General features: G+C 66.9%; 18 protein-coding genes. 12 read left to right on the forward strand and 6 right to left on the reverse strand.

Annotated elements, in window-relative coordinates; all coding sequences use genetic code 11:
• Nucleotides 1-66: 66 nt before the first annotated feature.
• The 4 genes from ACKTT0_RS21060 (at nt 67) to ACKTT0_RS21075 (ending at nt 5224) form a co-directional block, all read left to right on the forward strand.
• Entirely contained in the window at nt 67-2904 is a 2838-nt protein-coding gene (locus tag ACKTT0_RS21060; protein WP_407851718.1) for a xanthine dehydrogenase family protein molybdopterin-binding subunit, read from the forward strand.
• The gene (locus ACKTT0_RS21065; RefSeq protein ID WP_407851719.1) at nt 2901-3449 is read left to right on the forward strand and encodes a (2Fe-2S)-binding protein; all 549 of its coding nucleotides are present in this window, start codon (nt 2901-2903) and stop codon (nt 3447-3449) included. The genes ACKTT0_RS21060 and ACKTT0_RS21065 overlap by 4 nt, the downstream gene beginning before the upstream one ends.
• Nucleotides 3450-3451: 2 nt before the next feature.
• Nucleotides 3452-4699: a c-type cytochrome gene (locus tag ACKTT0_RS21070; protein WP_407851720.1), complete on the forward strand. Its 1248-nt coding sequence runs from the start codon at nt 3452-3454 to the stop codon at nt 4697-4699.
• Between the two features lie 99 nt (nt 4700-4798).
• Entirely contained in the window at nt 4799-5224 is a 426-nt protein-coding gene (locus tag ACKTT0_RS21075; protein ID WP_407851721.1) for a universal stress protein, read from the forward strand.
• Between the two features lie 6 nt (nt 5225-5230).
• On the opposite strand, the gene ACKTT0_RS21080 is transcribed toward ACKTT0_RS21075, so the two are convergent.
• Together ACKTT0_RS21080 and ACKTT0_RS21085 are read right to left on the reverse strand one after the other, a co-directional pair.
• Entirely contained in the window at nt 5231-5542 is a 312-nt protein-coding gene (locus tag ACKTT0_RS21080; RefSeq protein WP_407851722.1) for a protealysin inhibitor emfourin, read from the reverse strand.
• The gene (locus tag ACKTT0_RS21085; protein ID WP_407851723.1) at nt 5539-6594 is read right to left on the reverse strand and encodes a M4 family metallopeptidase; all 1056 of its coding nucleotides are present in this window, start codon (nt 6592-6594) and stop codon (nt 5539-5541) included. Before ACKTT0_RS21085 ends, ACKTT0_RS21080 begins: the two co-directional genes overlap by 4 nt.
• A gap of 217 nt (nt 6595-6811) precedes the next feature.
• Here ACKTT0_RS21085 and ACKTT0_RS21090 point away from each other — a divergent pair, with 217 nt between their 5' ends.
• Together ACKTT0_RS21090 and ACKTT0_RS21095 are read left to right on the forward strand one after the other, a co-directional pair.
• Nucleotides 6812-7216, forward strand: coding sequence for a DoxX family protein (locus ACKTT0_RS21090; RefSeq protein ID WP_407851724.1), 405 nt, complete (start codon nt 6812-6814; stop codon nt 7214-7216).
• A gap of 130 nt (nt 7217-7346) precedes the next feature.
• The gene (locus tag ACKTT0_RS21095; RefSeq protein WP_407851725.1) at nt 7347-7898 is read left to right on the forward strand and encodes a peroxiredoxin; all 552 of its coding nucleotides are present in this window, start codon (nt 7347-7349) and stop codon (nt 7896-7898) included.
• A gap of 14 nt (nt 7899-7912) precedes the next feature.
• Here the strand turns inward: ACKTT0_RS21095 and arsC are convergent, their stop codons facing one another.
• The 3 genes from arsC to ACKTT0_RS21110 all read right to left on the reverse strand — a co-directional run bounded on the left by arsC (nt 7913) and on the right by ACKTT0_RS21110 (nt 10218).
• Nucleotides 7913-8272, reverse strand: a complete 360-nt coding sequence (gene arsC, locus ACKTT0_RS21100) for an arsenate reductase (glutaredoxin) (RefSeq protein ID WP_407851726.1) — start codon at nt 8270-8272, stop codon at nt 7913-7915.
• Between the two features lie 70 nt (nt 8273-8342).
• Nucleotides 8343-9791, reverse strand: a complete 1449-nt coding sequence (locus tag ACKTT0_RS21105; protein ID WP_407851727.1) for a CoA transferase — start codon at nt 9789-9791, stop codon at nt 8343-8345.
• A 100-nt stretch (nt 9792-9891) separates the two neighbouring features.
• Complete coding sequence (locus ACKTT0_RS21110) at nt 9892-10218, reverse strand: tetratricopeptide repeat protein (RefSeq protein ID WP_289784096.1); 327 nt, start codon at nt 10216-10218, stop codon at nt 9892-9894.
• A gap of 178 nt (nt 10219-10396) precedes the next feature.
• Here ACKTT0_RS21110 and ACKTT0_RS21115 point away from each other — a divergent pair, with 178 nt between their 5' ends.
• The 3 genes from ACKTT0_RS21115 (at nt 10397) to ACKTT0_RS21125 (ending at nt 13712) form a co-directional block, all read left to right on the forward strand.
• Nucleotides 10397-11932 (forward strand): DUF1800 domain-containing protein, encoded by a 1536-nt coding sequence (locus ACKTT0_RS21115; RefSeq protein WP_407851728.1) that lies wholly within the window; start codon nt 10397-10399, stop codon nt 11930-11932.
• Nucleotides 11933-11948: 16 nt separating this feature from the next.
• Nucleotides 11949-13139 carry a DUF1501 domain-containing protein gene (locus ACKTT0_RS21120; RefSeq protein WP_407851729.1) on the forward strand — a complete coding sequence of 397 codons (1191 nt, stop codon included), beginning with the start codon at nt 11949-11951 and terminating at the stop codon, nt 13137-13139.
• 81 nt (nt 13140-13220) lie between these two features.
• Entirely contained in the window at nt 13221-13712 is a 492-nt protein-coding gene (locus ACKTT0_RS21125; RefSeq protein ID WP_407851730.1) for a glutathione peroxidase, read from the forward strand.
• A 5-nt stretch (nt 13713-13717) separates the two neighbouring features.
• Here the strand turns inward: ACKTT0_RS21125 and ACKTT0_RS21130 are convergent, their stop codons facing one another.
• Nucleotides 13718-14194: an Lrp/AsnC family transcriptional regulator gene (locus ACKTT0_RS21130; RefSeq protein ID WP_407851731.1), complete on the reverse strand. Its 477-nt coding sequence runs from the start codon at nt 14192-14194 to the stop codon at nt 13718-13720.
• Nucleotides 14195-14324: 130 nt separating this feature from the next.
• On the opposite strand from ACKTT0_RS21130, the gene ACKTT0_RS21135 reads away from it, so the two are divergent.
• From ACKTT0_RS21135 to ACKTT0_RS21145, 3 genes are all read left to right on the forward strand, one after another.
• Nucleotides 14325-15248 (forward strand): DMT family transporter, encoded by a 924-nt coding sequence (locus ACKTT0_RS21135; protein ID WP_407851732.1) that lies wholly within the window; start codon nt 14325-14327, stop codon nt 15246-15248.
• A 127-nt stretch (nt 15249-15375) separates the two neighbouring features.
• Nucleotides 15376-16074: a glutathione binding-like protein gene (locus ACKTT0_RS21140; protein WP_407851733.1), complete on the forward strand. Its 699-nt coding sequence runs from the start codon at nt 15376-15378 to the stop codon at nt 16072-16074.
• A gap of 4 nt (nt 16075-16078) precedes the next feature.
• A complete protein-coding gene (locus tag ACKTT0_RS21145) occupies nt 16079-16564 on the forward strand; it encodes a GNAT family N-acetyltransferase (protein WP_407851734.1) in 486 nt (161 codons plus the stop codon).
• Nucleotides 16565-16579: the final 15 nt, after the last annotated feature.

Below are 16579 nucleotides of genomic sequence, written 5' to 3' on the forward strand. Positions count from 1 at the left end.
CTCCTCGCCCACTGCGTTGCCCGGCGCCGCGCGCGCCGCATCCGGATGCCCTGAAAGGAACGCGCCATGAGACTTGCCAGTCCGTCCCGCCGCTCTTTCCTCAAGACCGCCGCGATCGGCGCGACCACGGTCTATATCGCGCCGCTGGGCAGCAAAGCGTATGCGGCGCTGTTCGAAGAGCAGTTGCTGACGCCGGTCGAATGGAATCCCGCCAGCGGGCAGGCGCGCTTCCGCATCGACGCCGTCGCCAAGGTCACCGGCTCGAAGATCTTCGCGCGCGACATACGTTCGCGCGACCTGCCGAACTGGCCGCGCGAGCAATCGCATGCCCTGATCCTGCGCGCCACCCTGGCCGACCGCGCCTATGCCGGCCTGGACCTGGCCGTCCTGGAGCCCGACCTGCGGCCCGACCGGCTGGTCACCGCCGCCGACCTGGCGCGCGACAAGCTGGCCTTTCCGGCTTTCTACGGCGAAGACATGCTGCTGCCGGAAGGCAAGACGCCCGCCTATCTGGGCCACGCGGTGGCCATCCTCATCTATCACGATTTCGCGCGTTTCCGCTATGCCAAGGACAAGCTGCAGTTCCGCCGCGACGTGGTGCGCTACGGGGCGCAGACCGGTCCGCTGCAGCGCGACCCCTGGGGCACGTTCCGCTACGTGCGCGTCGGCGGCCCCGACGGCTATGCCGACGATGTCTATTCCAGCCTGAAGGACGCGCCGGTCTTCCCCAGCACCATGCGCAAGCACCTGCCGGTGTGGCCGGACGGCGTGGACCACGGCCAGCTCGGCGAACAGGGCATGTACCACGCCGGGCGCATTGCCGCCGAGCTCGACACCCCGCCCGGCGACTGGCTGGTGCTGGAACGTCGTTACCAGACGCAGTCGGTCGACACGGCGGCGCTCGAGCCCGACAACGCCAATTGCTGGTACGACGCCGCCGCGCAGGCCCTGCACATGGTGGTGCCGACCCAGTCGCCCCAGGAAGTGGCCGAGAGCACGGTGGAAATGACCGCGCCCGGCCGCTTCCCGGTGCGCAAGGTGTTCCTGCACCCTTGCTACACCGTCGGCTATGGCTCGAAGGACCACTGCAACATGCCGTTCTATGGCGTGGCCTGTGCCCTGTACGGCGACGGTCGCCCGGTGCGCATCGCCAACGACCGCTACGAGCAGTTCCAGACCTCGCTCAAGCGCCACGCCTTCGACATGCGCTACCGCATCGCCGTGGACCGCAAGACCGGCCTGATGCAGGCGTTCCAGGGCCATCTGGAAGCCAACGGCGGCGGCCGCGCCAATTTCTCGCCATCGGTCGCCATGGTGGGCGCCACCGCGGCGCAATCCATCTACTACATTCCCAAGAGCGACCTGACCGCCGTGGCGGTCGCCAGCCGCGCCATCGACGCCGGCTCGGCGCGTGGCTACGGCACCTTGCAGAGCATGGCGGCCACCGAAATGATGGTCGACGAAATCGCCGCCGAACTGCAGCTCGACCCCATCGAGTTCCGCCTGCGCAATGTGCTGAAATCCGGCATGAAGAACACCCAGGGCGCGGTGCCGGCCGGCGCCGTGCGGGCCGACGAGATCCTGCGCAAGGCGGCCGCCCACCCGATGTGGACGGGGCGCGCCGGGAAAAAGGCCCGCTACGAGGCCGAGCACCCCGGCCAGCGCTACGGCGTCGGCTTCGCGTGCGTGCAGAAAGACTTCGGCACGGGCGCCGAATCGTCGTTCGCGCGCGTCGAGATCGACCCGCAGGGCCGCATCAGCCTGCATCACAGCGGCACCGAGATAGGCACCGGCATGAGCACTTCGCAGGCGCTGGTGTGCGCGGAATGGCTCGGCAGGCCGGCCAGCCGCGTGTTGACCTCCGTCATCGACTGGTCCGACCTGCCGATGCAGACCAGCGGCGACCCCTACCTCATGCGCCAGGACGAGCAGGATGCGCTATCGCGCAACCCGCGCTGGACGCCCGCCTACGCTTCCCCGTCGAGCGCCACCAACTCGGCGTTCTATTTCAGCCACACGACGCGCGAGGCCGCCCGCATCGTCTTCCTGCACGGCTTGTGGCCGGCCGCCCTGGATTTCTGGAGCCGCGGCCTGGGCGGCGGCCAGGCCGCGCCGCTGGTGGTGCGGCCGGAAGACGCCCGCTGGGTCGACGGCTCCCTCACTTGCGCCGGCATGCAGCCCCTGCCGCTCGCCCAGCTCTCCCGGCGGGCCCACGAAATGGGCCGCGTCACCGGCGCGGCGGTGCACGCGTTCAACCGCTGGCAATGGGCCGAGGCCGACTTTCCCATCGACGGCCAGGTCCGGCGGCTGCCCCTGGACGGCCTGGCGTTGCGCCGTGGCGCAGGCGCCGCGGCAGGCCGGCAGCCGGCCGCCGGCAAGGGCACGACGGCCAACGGCTACCAGGTGATCGATCGTGCGCAGGTCTACATCCCGCCAGTGCAGCGCAACAACGCCGCCGTCACCTATTACGCCGCGGTGGGCGCGCTGGCCGAGCTGGCCGTGCACGAAGCCACCGGCAAGGTGGAATTGCTGGCGCACCACTCGCTGGTGGAATGCGGCAACATGATTTCGCCCGAACTGGTGTCCAGCCAGTTGCAGGGCGGCCTGGCAATGGGCATCGGCCATGCGCTGCACGAATACCTGCCCCTCTATGAAGACGGCCCGGGCGACGGCACCTGGAACTTCAACCGCTACCACCTGCCGCTGGCCAGCGAGGTCGCCCTCTGGACCCAGACGGCCGAGATCCTGCCGCCGTTGTCGGAGACCGATCCGCCCAAGGGCATCGCCGAAGTGGTCATGATTCCCATCGTCGGGGCCATCGTCAACGGCATTGCCCACGCCATCGGGCACCGCTTCACCACATTGCCCGTCACCGCCGCGCAGATCCAGGAGGCCCTGGCATGAGCATCGCCACCGAACCCCTCAGCCTGACGATCAACGGCAAGGCCGTCGGCCCGCTGCAAGTGCCGGCGAACCTGATGATGATCGATTTCCTGCACGAATACCTGGACCTGACGGGCGCGCGGCTGGGCTGCGGCCAGGGCATCTGCCATGCCTGCGTCGTGATCCTCGACAAACCCGATGGCACCAGCGAGGAAATCCGGACCTGCATCACCGGCGCGCTGTTCTTCCAGGGCAAGCAGGTGCGCACGGTCGAAGCGCACGGCCGCCGCAATGCCGAGGGCGAGGTGGTCGACTTGTCGCCCATCCAGCAGAAGTTCCTGGAGCACTACAGCTTCCAGTGCGGCTACTGCACGCCCGGCTTCGTCAACGCCGCCACGGTGCTGGTCGAGCGGCTGGCGCGCCAGCCCGTGGCGCGCGAACGCGTCGAACAGGAAGTGACCAAGGCGCTGGACCACCACATCTGCCGCTGCACGGGGTACGTCCGCTATCACCAGGCGGTCAAGGATGTCGTGCTGAACACCCCTGGACTGACCACGGGAGACTGACCATGGCCGCCCTCCGCCTTTCGATGCGCGCCGTGCTGGCGGCCGCGTGCCTGGCCGCGCTGGCCGCCTGCGGCAAGCAGGATGACGCGCCGGCGCCGCCGGCCCCGCCGATCGCGGCCGGCCAGGACCAGCTGCTGCGCGGCCGCTACCTGGTCCAGGCGGCCGATTGCGCCGCCTGCCACACCGCCGAAGGCGGCGCGCCGTTTGCCGGCGGCGTGCCGCTGGAATCGCCGTTCGGCAAGTTCTACGGCACCAACATCACGCCCGACGCCGAGCATGGCATCGGCGACTGGAGCGCCGACGATTTCTACGCGGCGCTGCACGACGGCATGACGCCCGACGGCCCTCTCTACCCGGCCATGCCGTACACCTCGTACCGCCAGCTCAGCCGCGCCGACAGCGACGCCATGTATGCCTACCTGCGCAGCATCAAGCCGGCGGCGGTGCCGAACCGCGAACCGGAACTGGACTTCCCCTACAACATGCGCTTCGGCGTGCGCTTCTGGAACTGGCTGTTCCTGGAAGACAGCCTGCCGGATGCTTCGCAGGGCGGTTCGCAGGCCTGGCTGCGCGGCCGCTACCTGGCCGGCGCGCTGGGCCACTGCGCCGAGTGCCACACGCCGCGCGGCAAACTGGGCCAGCTCGACCCCGACCGCCCTCTGCAGGGCGGCGCGCTGGGCCGCATCCTGGCGCCGGACATTTCGCCCGCCGGCCTGGCCGGGCGCGGCTGGACCGCCGACGACCTGGATGCGCTGTTCGCCACCGGCATCGCGCCGCAGGGCGCCGCCTTCGACGAGATGTTCCCGGTGGTGCACCTGAGCACGCAATACCTGAGCCGCGAGGACGTGACGGCGCTGTCCACCTACCTGCTGGGCGACCACCCGCCGGCGCCCGCCCGGGCCGCGCCGGCCACGCTCGAGCCGCGCGTGCGCGACAGCGGCAAGGGCCTCTACGTCGCCCTGTGCGCCGGCTGCCACGGCTTCGACGGCCAGGGCAAGCCCGGCGTGGCGGTGGCGATGCAGGGCAATACCGCCCTGCGCGACAGCAACCCGCACAACTTGGTGGCCGTCATGCTGGACGGCATCGAGGCGCAGGATTTCCCCGGTACCGCCGCCATGCAGGCAATGCCGGGTTTCGCCGGTACACTGACAGATGCGCAGGCAGCCGATCTGGCCAATTACCTGCGCGCCGAATGGGGCGGACAGGCCCCCACGGTGACTGCCGAATCGGTCCAGGCACTGCGCCGCTAGGCGCATGGGCTGAGATTGATCCAGGTCAATTCGTACCGGCCTCGATTCGCTATCCTGGAACGAAGGTGCTGATCGCACCCCAATTTATGGAGAGCACTCATGTACAAGATCCTCGTTCCCATCGATGGCTCCGAATGCGCGCTGCGCGCGCTCGCCGCGGCCATCGCCATGGCCGGCCAGCACGGCGAGTCCGAACTGCATCTGTTGAACGTCCCGCTGCCGATCCTGTCGGGCCACGCCCGCATGTTCCTCGACAAGAACGAGGTGCAAGCCTATTACGACGAGGAAGGCGCCAAGGCGCTCGCCGACGCGAAGCGCGTCGCCGAGCAATCCGACGTGCGGTTCGTCGCCGCGGTGCGGGCGGGCCAGTCGGCGCAGACCATCGTCGACTACGCGCGTGCGCAGCAATGCGCGCACATCGTCATGGGCACCCGGGGGCTGGGCGCCCTGCCCGGCATCCTGCTGGGCTCGGTGGCCAACAAGGTGATCCACCTTGCCGAGATTCCCATCACCCTGGTGAAATAACCCGTCCTACAGGCTTTTCCAGAGCCGCAGCAGCGGCTCTGGCGCCTGCGTCTCCGGCACTTCGAAGCGCACGCTCGCGGGGTCGTCGATGAACCAGATCTCGATACGGAAATAACGCTGGTCGCCGCCTGCGGCGCCGTCGCTGCTTGCCTGGGGCGCCGCCTGGCGCAAAGCGTCGCAGACGTCGCGGCGCACCTCGTCGGGGCAATTGCGCAGGTCGATATCGCGCGGCGCGGCCCGGCCCGGCAGGTAGGCCAGGCCGCCCTGGCGCGACAGCCGCACCAGCGTGGCCTGCGACAACGGCGGCAGGTCTATCATGTCAGCACTCCCACGGCGCGCCAGGCTTCGCGCACCGCGCGCTGCGTGGCGGCGTCGGCATGGGCCGCTTCGATGGTCAGCGCCGCGAAAGTGGCGAAATCGGCGCTCGCCCCCAGCCGCTTGTCCCGCAACGTGTCATACCAGACACGCCCGGCGCGTTCCCAGGCGGGCCCGCCCAGCTCCATGGCGGCCAGGTAGAACGCCCGATTGGGAATGCCTGAATTGATGTGCACGCCGCCGTTGTCCTCGGCCGTGTCGACGTAGTTGTCCATGTGCGCCGGCTGCGGGTCCTTGCCCAGCGCCGGATCGTCGTACGCCGACCCCGGCTGCGCCATGGACCGCAGCGCGCGCGCGTTGACCGCCGCCGTGAACAGGCCGGCGCCAACCAGCCAGTCGGCCTGGTCGGCCGCCTGGCCGGCCTGATGCTGCTTGACCAGCGAACCGAAGACATCGCACAGGGATTCATTCAGCGCGCCGGACTGGCCCTGGTAGCGCAGCGCCGCTTCGTGGTCGATGACGCCGTGGCTCAATTCGTGGCCCACGACATCGACCGCCAGGGTGAAACGGTTGAATATCTCGCCATCGCCGTCGCCGAAGACCATCTGCGTCCCGTTCCAGAAGGCGTTGTCGTAGTCTTCGCCGTAGTGCACGGTACCGACCAGCGGCAGCCCCGCATTGTCGATCGAGTGGCGCCGGTACGCCTGCCAGAACAACTGATAGGTGGCTCCCAGGTGGTCATAGGCTTCGTCGACCGCGGCGTCGCCGGTAGCCGGCTGCCCTTCGGCCCGCGCCAGGACGCCCGGCAATTGGGTGCCGTTGCCGGCATTGTGCACGGCGCGACTCACCTGGCCGGGCGGCAGGGCCTGCGCGCCGGGCGGGCCCGCCTGGGCAATGGCAGCCTGGCTGGCGCGCACGCCGCGTTCCTGCTGGTCGATGTGCAGCGTGGCGATGGCTCGCTGGCGGATGCGCGGATTGGCGTGGCGGGCCAGATGATCGAGCATGTAAGGCGGAATCACGCCAGAGCACCAGGGATCGGGCATGGGGCGGGACATGAGCAGCCTCCTTCGGGCCGGGATCGGCCGGCCATGATGAAACCTTAGCAGAAAAGCATGGCGTGAATCCTGCTCGAACCGGCCCGGCCCGGCGCTCGGGGTATACCCTTGCTATTCACAAAGGATTTGCAATAATGTCTTCGCTTGCGGCGCAGGAACTTCACCGGTCCGGCGGGCTCTGATTGCAGGCCATGTTCAACTAACAAGAGAAAACATCATGATCAAATCCGACGATACCGGCAAGCTCATCCTCCGCCTCAGCCTGGGCATACTGGTGCTGATGCACGGCCTGATGAAACTCTCCGGCGGGGTCGGCGGCATCTCCGGCATGCTGTCCTCGCATGGGCTGCCCGGCTTTCTCGCCTACTTCGTCTACGTGGGCGAAGTCATCGGCCCGCTGCTGGTCATCCTGGGCATCTACAGCCGCCTAGGCGCGCTGTTCATCGTCCTCAACATGGTCGTGGCCATCCTGCTGGTCCATGCCGGGCAATTGTTCAGCACCAACCAGCAAGGCGGCTGGGCGCTGGAGTTGCAGGGCATGTTCCTGTTCGGCGCGCTGGCCGTGGCTTTCATGGGCGCGGGCCGTTTCAGCCTGGGCGGGTCCGGCGGACGCTGGAACTGACCGGCGCCGTTCTCCGGCAATGCAAGCGGGGCCGTTTCAGCGGCCCCGTTTTCATTGGTGCTAGCATGGACCCGATCACATGCCCGGCGAGCCGCCCGTCGGCCGCGCCGGCCATTCACGGAGAGGCACCATGAAACACTCCCTGGCTACTATCGCATTCGCCGCCATGCTGGCGGCGCCGGCGGCGCATGCCGAGCTGCCCGCCGGCGCGCCCGCGCCCGACTTCTCCACCCAGGCGTCGCTGGGCGGCAAGGTATTCACGTTCAAGCTGGCGCAGGCACTGGCCCAGGGGCCGGTCGTGCTGTATTTCTACCCGGCCGCATTCACCCAGGGCTGCACGATCGAGGCCCGCAACTTCGCCGAGGCCACGGACGACTACAAGGCGCTGGGCGCCACCGTCATCGGCGTATCGGCCGACGACATCGAGACATTGAAGAAATTTTCGGTCAGCGAATGCCGCGGCAAGTTCGCCGTGGCGGCCGACGGCGACCAGGCCATCATGAAGGCCTACGACGCGGTGCATGACCGCCGGCCGGAGTATGCCAAGCGCGTGTCGTACGTGATTTCGCCGGACGGCAAGATCATTTATTCGTACACCGACATGAGCCCCGACCGCCATGTGGCCAACACGCTGCAGGCGCTGCGCGACTGGCGCGCCGGGCAGCCGCAGGCGCGCCGCTGACCGCGCCCCTGCCGTCAGGCGGCGGGCGGCAGGATCTCCAGCACGCGCTCGGCGGGCCGGCACAGGCGCGCGCCCTGCTCGGTCACCACGAACGGCCGGTTGATCAGGATGGGATTGTCGACCATGGCGTCGAGCAGATCGTCGTCGCTGACGCCGGCCGCGTCCAGGCCCAGTTCTGCATACAGGGATTCCTTGGTGCGCACGGCCTCGCGCACGCTCAGGCCCGATTGCTGGATCAGCCCGGCCAGCGTCTGGCGCGACGGCGGCGATTTCAGGTATTCGATGATGGTGGGTTCGATCCCGGCATCGCGGATCATCTGCAGCACGTTTCGCGACGTGCTGCAGCGCGGATTGTGATAAATGGTGGCGGACATGCGTGCTCCTTTCCCAAACACCGACAGTCTACCCGCTGGCGCTCCCTAGCGGTGCCTCTGCCGGCCTGTCTTAGCTGAAAGGCCAGACCGTCGGGTGCGTGCCCGGCGGGACCGACGGCCGCACCCAGCGCGCCGGCGTCAGCGAGAACTGCGCGGCATGTCGCACGGCCGCCATTGGCCCGAAACCGGACGGGCCCGACTCCAGGAACGGCTCGATGGGCGGCATGCGGCATTGCAGCCCGCCCGGCACCCGTCCCAACGAGCGCAGCCAGCGCGCCGTCTGCGCCAGCGAAACGCGCACGTGCCAGGATCCGCCTTCGGTGGCTTGGCGCGCCAGCGCCACCTGCGCGCCAAAGGCCATCAGGTAGCCCGATGCATGATCCAGTATCTGTACCGGCATAGGCTTGGGCGCCGTGCTGCCGGCGGCGCGGGCCTCGGCATGATTGAAGCCCGTGGCGGTCTGGACCAGCGAGTCGAACCCGCGTCGCCGCGCCCAGGGGCCGCTGTCGCCATAGGCCGACAGGGATACGTAGACGATGCCCGGCCGCATGCGCGCCACCTCGTCGGGGCCGAATCCCAGTGCCGCGAGAGCGCCGGGCCGGTACCCCTGCACGAACAGGTGGGCGCTGCGCAGCAAGTTGCTCAACGCGATGCGCCCTTCGGCGGTTTCCAGGTCCGCATGGACCGACAGCTTGCCGCGGCTGGTCTCGGCGATGGTCTCGATGTTCGGCAAGTGCGGCGAGTTCACCAGCATGACATCGGCGCCGTAGGCGGCCAGCGCGCGGCCGCACACCGGCCCGGCAATGATGCGGGTCAGGTCCAGCACGCGGATGTCTTTCAACGGGCGCGCATCGTGCCCGTAGCGGGGCAGCGGCCGCGGGTCGGCCTCGCCGATCCGCTCGACGGTCAGCACGGGCTGGCCGGACAGCGCCAGCCCTTGCGGGTGCCGGTCCCACTCGTCGAAACTGCGCATGGCGGTCACGACCAGGCCTGCCTGGGCCGCCTGCTCTTCGAAATCGAGCGCGCGCCAGCGCGACAGCGCCTGTTCGACGGCCTGGCGCGACGTGTCCGGTCCGGTGGAGCAGCCCAGCAGCGCCAGCGCGCCGTCGCGATGGTGGGCGAAATTGGCGTGGATGCGCACCCAGCCGCCGTCGCCGCAGGGGTAGACGCCGGTGATCTTGTCGTGCACGTCGGGCGCGACGCCATCGATGGTGAAATAGCTGCGGCATTCCTGGGCCGCGTGCAGCATGTCGAGGGCCACGCGCTGGCGCGCGCCGCCGCGCAGGTGCCAGAGTTCGGCCGCCGCCAGCGCCGCCGCCGCCATGCTGGCCTGCGCCGCCGTGCCGACTGCGAACGACGACGGCAGCGCTGGCTCGGCGCCAGACAGGTCGACGTAGTCCATCGACTCGTCCGGCATGTCGAACGAACGCCACAGGCTCCGTAGCGCATCGCGGGCGGTCTTGCTGTCGTGGGGTTGGCCGGCGGGGATGGCCGGGCGCGGGTCCGTCAGGTTTTCCATATCTTCCAAGGTGGTGTCCCCAGATTACAGGGCCCCCGCGGTACTGCGTCAATATCCGGGCGGCGCCGGCAGGTGCCGGCGTCACATCTGCTCGTAGTTTTTACATCTGCGCGGCCCGGTCGAGCCGCTTCAGGAACACCTGCAGCTCCTTAACGACCTGCTGGTCGCCACGCGCCTGGGCGGCGTTGCTGCCGGCCTCCCATGCGGCCCGCGCGCCCGCCAGGTCGCCCTGCCCCTGCAATGCCTTGCCCAGCCACTTCCAGGCCACCGAATAGCCCGGATCGAACGCCAGCGCCGCGCGCAGATGAGGGACCGCGGTAGCGTAGTCTTCCTGCTCGGCATATGCCTTGCCCAGTGAAAAGCGCAACAGCAGATTGTCCTGGCCCTTGGCCAGCATGGCTTCCAGGCGCTCGGTGAGGCCGTCCATGGTGGGTCTCCCTATACGGTCGATGAGGTTCATGATAGGTCAGGATCGGCCTGCCGGGTCTGAACCCCGGCGCGGGGAACCCGCTACAACATTCATTTCAGTGCATTTCCATTACAGTATTTTCCGGATTTCTGCGCGATAGTGGGCCCGATGTGATCCCCAACTATCCGGAATTTCCATGCGACGTCGCTGTACTCTGTTCGTTGCTGTTACCGCCGCTTTCGTGGCCTCTCTGGCAGTTGCAAGGCCAGAGCCGGCCGACCTGCCGCTTCCGGCGCTGGTAGACAGGCTGACCTGGGGCGCGACGCCGCACGAGCTAGCCCGAGCGCGCGAATTGGGCCCAGCGGCCTACATCCAGGCTCAGCTTCATCCAGCAGTTGCCGCGGTTCCACCCGGAGAGGTCCTGGGCTGGATAAACGAATTGTCGATTTCACAACAGTCCGCGCACGATGCCCTGATCGAGGCCCGTGCGCATCAATTATCAGCACGACGCATGGCGGATGGCCCCGAGAAAGTCGCGGCGCTCAAGAGCGCCAGGAGGATTGCTCGCACCCGTGCATCAGAGACTGTCGAACGCTCTATCTGGTTGGCCCTATATTCGCCCAACCAGTTGCAGGAGCAAATGACTTGGTTTTGGACAAACCATTTCAGCATATATGCCCGCAAAGGGAATGTTGGCGCTGTTCTGGACGACTACGAAACACGGGCCGTGCGCCCTCGCGCGCTGGGCAAATTCCGCGACTTGCTCGAGGCCACCATGCGGTCTCCCGCCATGTTGCTATATCTGGACAACCAGGCCAATCGCGCCGATAGCGGTAACGAAAACTATGCCCGCGAGTTGATGGAGTTACATACCCTCGGCGTCAATGGCGGCTATACCCAGAAAGATGTGCAGGAATTGGCGCGCATATTGACCGGCCTGGGCGTGAGCTATAGCAAACGCCCTCCCCGCATCGATGCCAGCCTGCGCGTGCAAGTCGTGCAAGATGGAGCCTTCCTGTTCAACCCCGCGAAGCATGACTATGGTGACAAGGTCCTGTTGGGCCATCGGATCAAGGGACGGGGGTTGGCTGAAGTCGAGGAGGCAGCAGATATCCTGGCCCGGCATCCAGCCACCGCGCGGCATATCAGCCTCAAGCTCGCCCAGTACTTTGTCGCCGACCAGCCGCCCGAGGCTCTGGTCGATACTATGGCGAAGACCTTTCAGGCGAGTGATGGAGATATCTCCCAGACACTCCAAGTGATGTTTCGCTCCTCGGCATTCGCGAAATCGCTGCAAACCGGCAAGTTCAAGGATCCCGTGCATTACGTGTACTCCGCCGTGCGCCTGGCTTATGCGGGATTGCCCCCTGTCTCGCACGTCAGCGCCGTCAAGGCTTGGCTGACGCGCATGGGACAGCCTCTGTATGGGCGGGTCACGCCGGATGGCTACCCGTTGGCGCAATCCGATTGGTCGGGATCCGGGCAGATGACGATACGCTTCGACGCCGCCCGGCAGATCGCCACGCGCCCGCAAACCTTCTATCGCTCCAAGAACAAGAGTAGAAATGGCACCACCGTATTACCCCCCGTGCCGCGATTACTGGATGCCTATCGCGACACTGGTCTATTTGCAGACCTGTCGCCAAAGACGCGCGAAGTGATCGAGCAGGCCGAATCTGTCCGCGATTCCAATACATACCTGCTTGCGTCTCCTGAATTCATGCGCCGCTGAATGGAGCTACCTGATCATGCAACGACGCACCCTGCTCAAACTTGCTGCCGCCCCCCTGATACTGGGCTCCTCCCGCCTGATGGCTGCCGGGACAGGCAAACCACGCCTGCTAGTGGTCTTCATGCGAGGGGCATATGACTGCAACAATCTATTGGTTCCCACATCCAGCGACTTCTATTACGAGTGCCGACCCACTATTGCAATCGCCAAGCCCGGCGAAGGCCCTGATTCAGCTCTTCCGCTGGAGGACGGCTGGGGTTTGCATCCCGCCATGAGAGATACCCTGCTGCCCATCTATCAGGCTCGCCAGCTGGCCTTTGTACCCTTTGCCGGCACTGCCGATCTCAGCCGCAGCCATTTCGAGACTCAGAACGGCATCGAGCTCGGCCGGCCGGGCAGCCCCGACAGCAAATACCGTTCGGGATTCCTGAACCGGCTTGCCACCGTGCTGGCGAACGACAGCACGCGACCCGTGTCATTCACCAGCGATTTACCGCAAATCTGGCGAGGAGAGAATCGAGTGCCAAACATCGATCTCGGTAATTTACGCCGGCGCAAAGGCCTGACACAGGCAAGTGCCCATGCCATCGAATCCATGTACAGCGATACCGAGCTGAGTGAAGCCGTCACCGAGGGAATTCAGCTCAACGCTGCGGCCCGTCGCGACCTTGCCAAAGAAATGCGTCGCGCCAACGGCACGGCCATGCCGGCCAGCCAGCTCGAGCAGGAGGCCGCTCGTGTTGGCCGTTTCATGGCAGGCCGGTATAACCTCGGGTTCATCGACGTTGGAGGATGGGACACGCATGTCACGCAAGGCGGAGCAAAAGGCGGGCTCGCCAACAAACTCGCCCAGTTGAGTCGCGCCCTCGTTTCGTACAAAACTGCCCTCGGGTCCGTCTGGCGCGATACCACGGTTGTTGTCATCAGCGAGTTCGGGCGCACATTCCGCGAGAACGGCAACAAAGGCACCGATCATGGGCACGGCACGGTCTATTGGGTACTGGGTGGCGCCGTGCAAGGCGGCCGCATCGCCGGGCGCCAGGTGGACGTACGCCGCGAAACCCTATTCCAGGACCGCGACTACCCTGTTTTGAACGACTACCGCGCCTTGTTTGCAGGGCTCTTCAGCCGCCTCTACGGGCTCGACGCAAAACGTCTTGACCATATTTTTCCTGGCGTGCGCGCACAGGACCTGAATCTGGTCTAGCCGGCCTTCTCCGCGGCGCTACACTGAGGTTGATGAGCTGCCCGACGCCACCAGTGGCAGCCCAGCTACAGGAGGCGCGCCATGAACACGATCTACGATTTTTCCGCCCCGGATATCAGCGGCGTCGAGCGTTCGCTCGACGAATTCCGCGGCCAGGTGCTGCTGGTGGTGAACGTGGCGTCGCAATGCGGTTTCACGCCGCAATATGCGGGCCTGGAAGCGCTGTACCGCGACTACCACTCCGCCGGCCTGACCGTGCTTGGCTTTCCGTGTAACCAGTTCGGCCACCAGGAGCCGGGCGATGAGGCCGCCATCCGGGATTTCTGCAGCACGCAGTACGGCGTCACATTCCCCATGTTCGCCAAGCTGGACGTGAATGGCCCGGACGCCCATCCGCTGTACCGCTGGTTGAAGGGCGAGAAGCCCGGCGTGCTGGGCACCGAGGCCATCAAGTGGAACTTCACCAAGTTCCTGGTCGGCCGCGACGGCCGGGTGATCAAGCGCTTTGCGCCCACTGACAAGCCGTCGGCCTTGAAAGACGACATTCTGCGCGCCTGCGAAGCGCCTGCCTGACCGCGTCAGGGACGCGCCTGCAGCGGCGGCAACCGGCGCCGCACGGGGCTGGATTTGACAATCGCGGTGTTGGTCTCGGCGTATTCGGTGACGCGGTCGAGCACGCCGTCGAGCTGATCGATCGATTTCAGCAGCAGGCGCGCAATGAAGCAGTCGTCGCCCGTGACCTTGTCGCACTCGACGAATTCGCCGATGCCGGCGATCAGTTTCTCGACCTTGCGCAATTGGCCTGGCAGCGGACGGATGCGCACGATGGCCGTGAGCGCATATCCGAGCGCGACCGGGTCGATATCCAGGGTGTAGCCGCGCACCACCCCGGACTCTTCCAGCCGCCGCAGGCGGTCTGCCACGCTGGGCGCCGACATGCCGACCTGGCGCGCCAGGTCGGCCGTGGTGGTGCGCGCATTGGCGGTCAGCAGTTCGACCAGGCGGCGGTCGATGCCGTCCAGCCCGCCATTTTCATTTTTTAGGCCTTCTGCCATAAAAACCACCTAAAGAAAGGTTGTTCAAGAAAAATCAGGTTGAACGTGCATATTATGCACCTGAATCGCCTGGGATAATTCTCTTCATCGGCATTGCCACGTACGGCGATGCAACCGCAAGGAGTTTTCGATGAAGACGAGCAACGAACGGACCGGGCTGGCGCAGATGGCCGTGGCCATGGCCATTTCCGGAACAGTGGGCATATTCGTGCTGGAGTCGGGCCAGAGCGCGTGGAATGTCGTATTTTTCCGCTGTGTGTTCGCGGCGCTGGGCTTGCTGGCCTACTGCCTGGCGCGCGGACTCCTGCGGCCGGGCATTTTCACCCGCGCCACCCTGGCGTGGGCCCTGGTGGCCGGCGCCGCCATTGTGCTGAACTGGGTGCTGCTGTTTTCCGCCTACCGGCTGGCCTCCATTTCATTGTCCACCGCCGTCTACAACTTCCAGCCGTTTTTCCTGATCGCGCTGGGCACCCTCTTCCTGGGCGAGCGGCCGACGCTGGGCAAGCTGGCCTGGTCGCTCATCGCTTTCGGCGGCCTGCTGTTGGTACTGCGTATCGAACCGGCCGAATTGGCGCAGGCCGGCGGCTACCTGCATGGGCTGGCGCTGGCCCTGGGCGCCGGCGCGCTGTACGCCGTGACTTCCATCATCGTCAAGCGGCTCAAGCACATCGCGCCGCATGTGCTGGCGCTGGTGCAAGTCAGCCTGGGCGCAGTGCTGCTGCTGCCGATGGTGGATTTCACGGCCCTGCCGGCGGCTCCGTCCCAATGGGGCTACCTGGTCGCCATCGGCCTGGCGCACACCAGCCTGACGTACATCCTGCTGTATTCGGCGATCCAGAAACTGCCGACCACGTCGGTCGCGGCCCTGGCCTTCATCTACCCCGCGGTAGCCATCGTGCTCGATTTCGTGGTGTATGGCCAGCGCCTGGCCCTGTCGCAGGTGGCAGGGGTCAGTCTGATATTGCTGGCGGCCGCCGGGGTCAGCCTGAACTGGCGCCTGCCGGTGCGCCGCGGCTGCGATACGCGGCCGGATGCGGGAGCCGGCGCCGCCTGACGGCCGCCCCGGCCGCCGGCAAAGCCCCCTCTCCCGGCGGGGCTTGCCCCGGCCGGGCGCGCGGAACAGCTATCATGGCCGCTTGAACCGCCGTCCGCCGCGGACGGCCCACTCAAGGACCTGCGCCATGATCGATCTCTACTACTGGACCACCCCCAACGGCCACAAGATCACGATGTTCCTCGAAGAGGCCGGCCTGCCTTACCGGATCCATCCGGTCAACATCAGCAAGGGCGACCAGTTCAAGCCCGAGTTCCTCGCCATCGCGCCGAACAACCGCATCCCGGCCATCGTCGACCAGGAGCCCGCCGACGGCGGCGCGCCGTTGCCATTGTTCGAATCCGGCGCCATCCTCCTGTACCTGGCCGAGAAGACCGGCCGCTTCATCGCGCAGGACCTGCGCGGCCGGGCCGAAACGCTGCAATGGCTGTTCTGGCAGATGGGAGGCCTGGGGCCCATGGCCGGGCAGAACCATCATTTCTCGGCCTACGCGCCCGAGCGCATTCCGTACGCCATCGACCGCTACGTCAATGAAACCAACCGCCTGTACGGGGTGCTGAACAAGCGCCTGGCCGACCGCGAGTTCGTGGCCGGGGAATACTCGATCGCCGACATGGCTGCCTACCCCTGGATCGTGCCGCACGAGCGCCAAGGCCAGGACCTCAACGATTTCCCGCACCTGCAGCGCTGGTTCCAGGCCATCGCCGCCCGGCCCGCCACGCAGCGCGCCTATGAGAAAGCCGCGGCGATCAACACCGCGCCCTCGGTGCAGACGGAAGAGTCGCGCCGCGTCCTGTTCGGCCAGACCGCCAAGAATGTACGCTGACGACATGTCCCAAGTTTCGAAGCCCGCTGCCCCGCTGCACTTCCGGCGGGCCCGCGCCGCCGACCTGGACGCCATTGTGGGACTGCTGGCCGACGACATCCTGGGCAGCGGCCGCGAAGACCCGTCCGTGCCGGCCAAGCCCTGCTATGTCGCCGCGTTCGAAGCCATCGAGCGCGACGCCAACCAGCTGCTGGCGGTGGCCGAGCGCGACGGCGCGGTGGTCGGCTGCCTGCAGTTGAGCTTCATCCCGGGCCTGTCGCGCCGTGGCCTGTGGCGCGGCCAGATCGAAAGCGTGCGGGTGGCGGCCGCCGAGCGCGGCGCCGGCACGGGCCGCGCGCTGTTCGAATGGGCCATCGCGCAATGCCGTGAGCGGGGCTGCGGCCTGGTCCAGTTGACCACCGACAAGGCCCGCGCCGATGCGCGGCGCTTCTACGAGTCGCTCGGCTTCACTGCCACGCACGAGGGCATGAAGCTGGAACTCGGCGCCTGACCTGGAGTCCCATCG

Source organism: Bordetella saccharivorans (assembly GCF_045862855.1).
In the GTDB taxonomy this organism is placed as follows: Bacteria; Pseudomonadota; Gammaproteobacteria; order Burkholderiales; family Burkholderiaceae_B; genus Bordetella_A; species Bordetella_A petrii_F.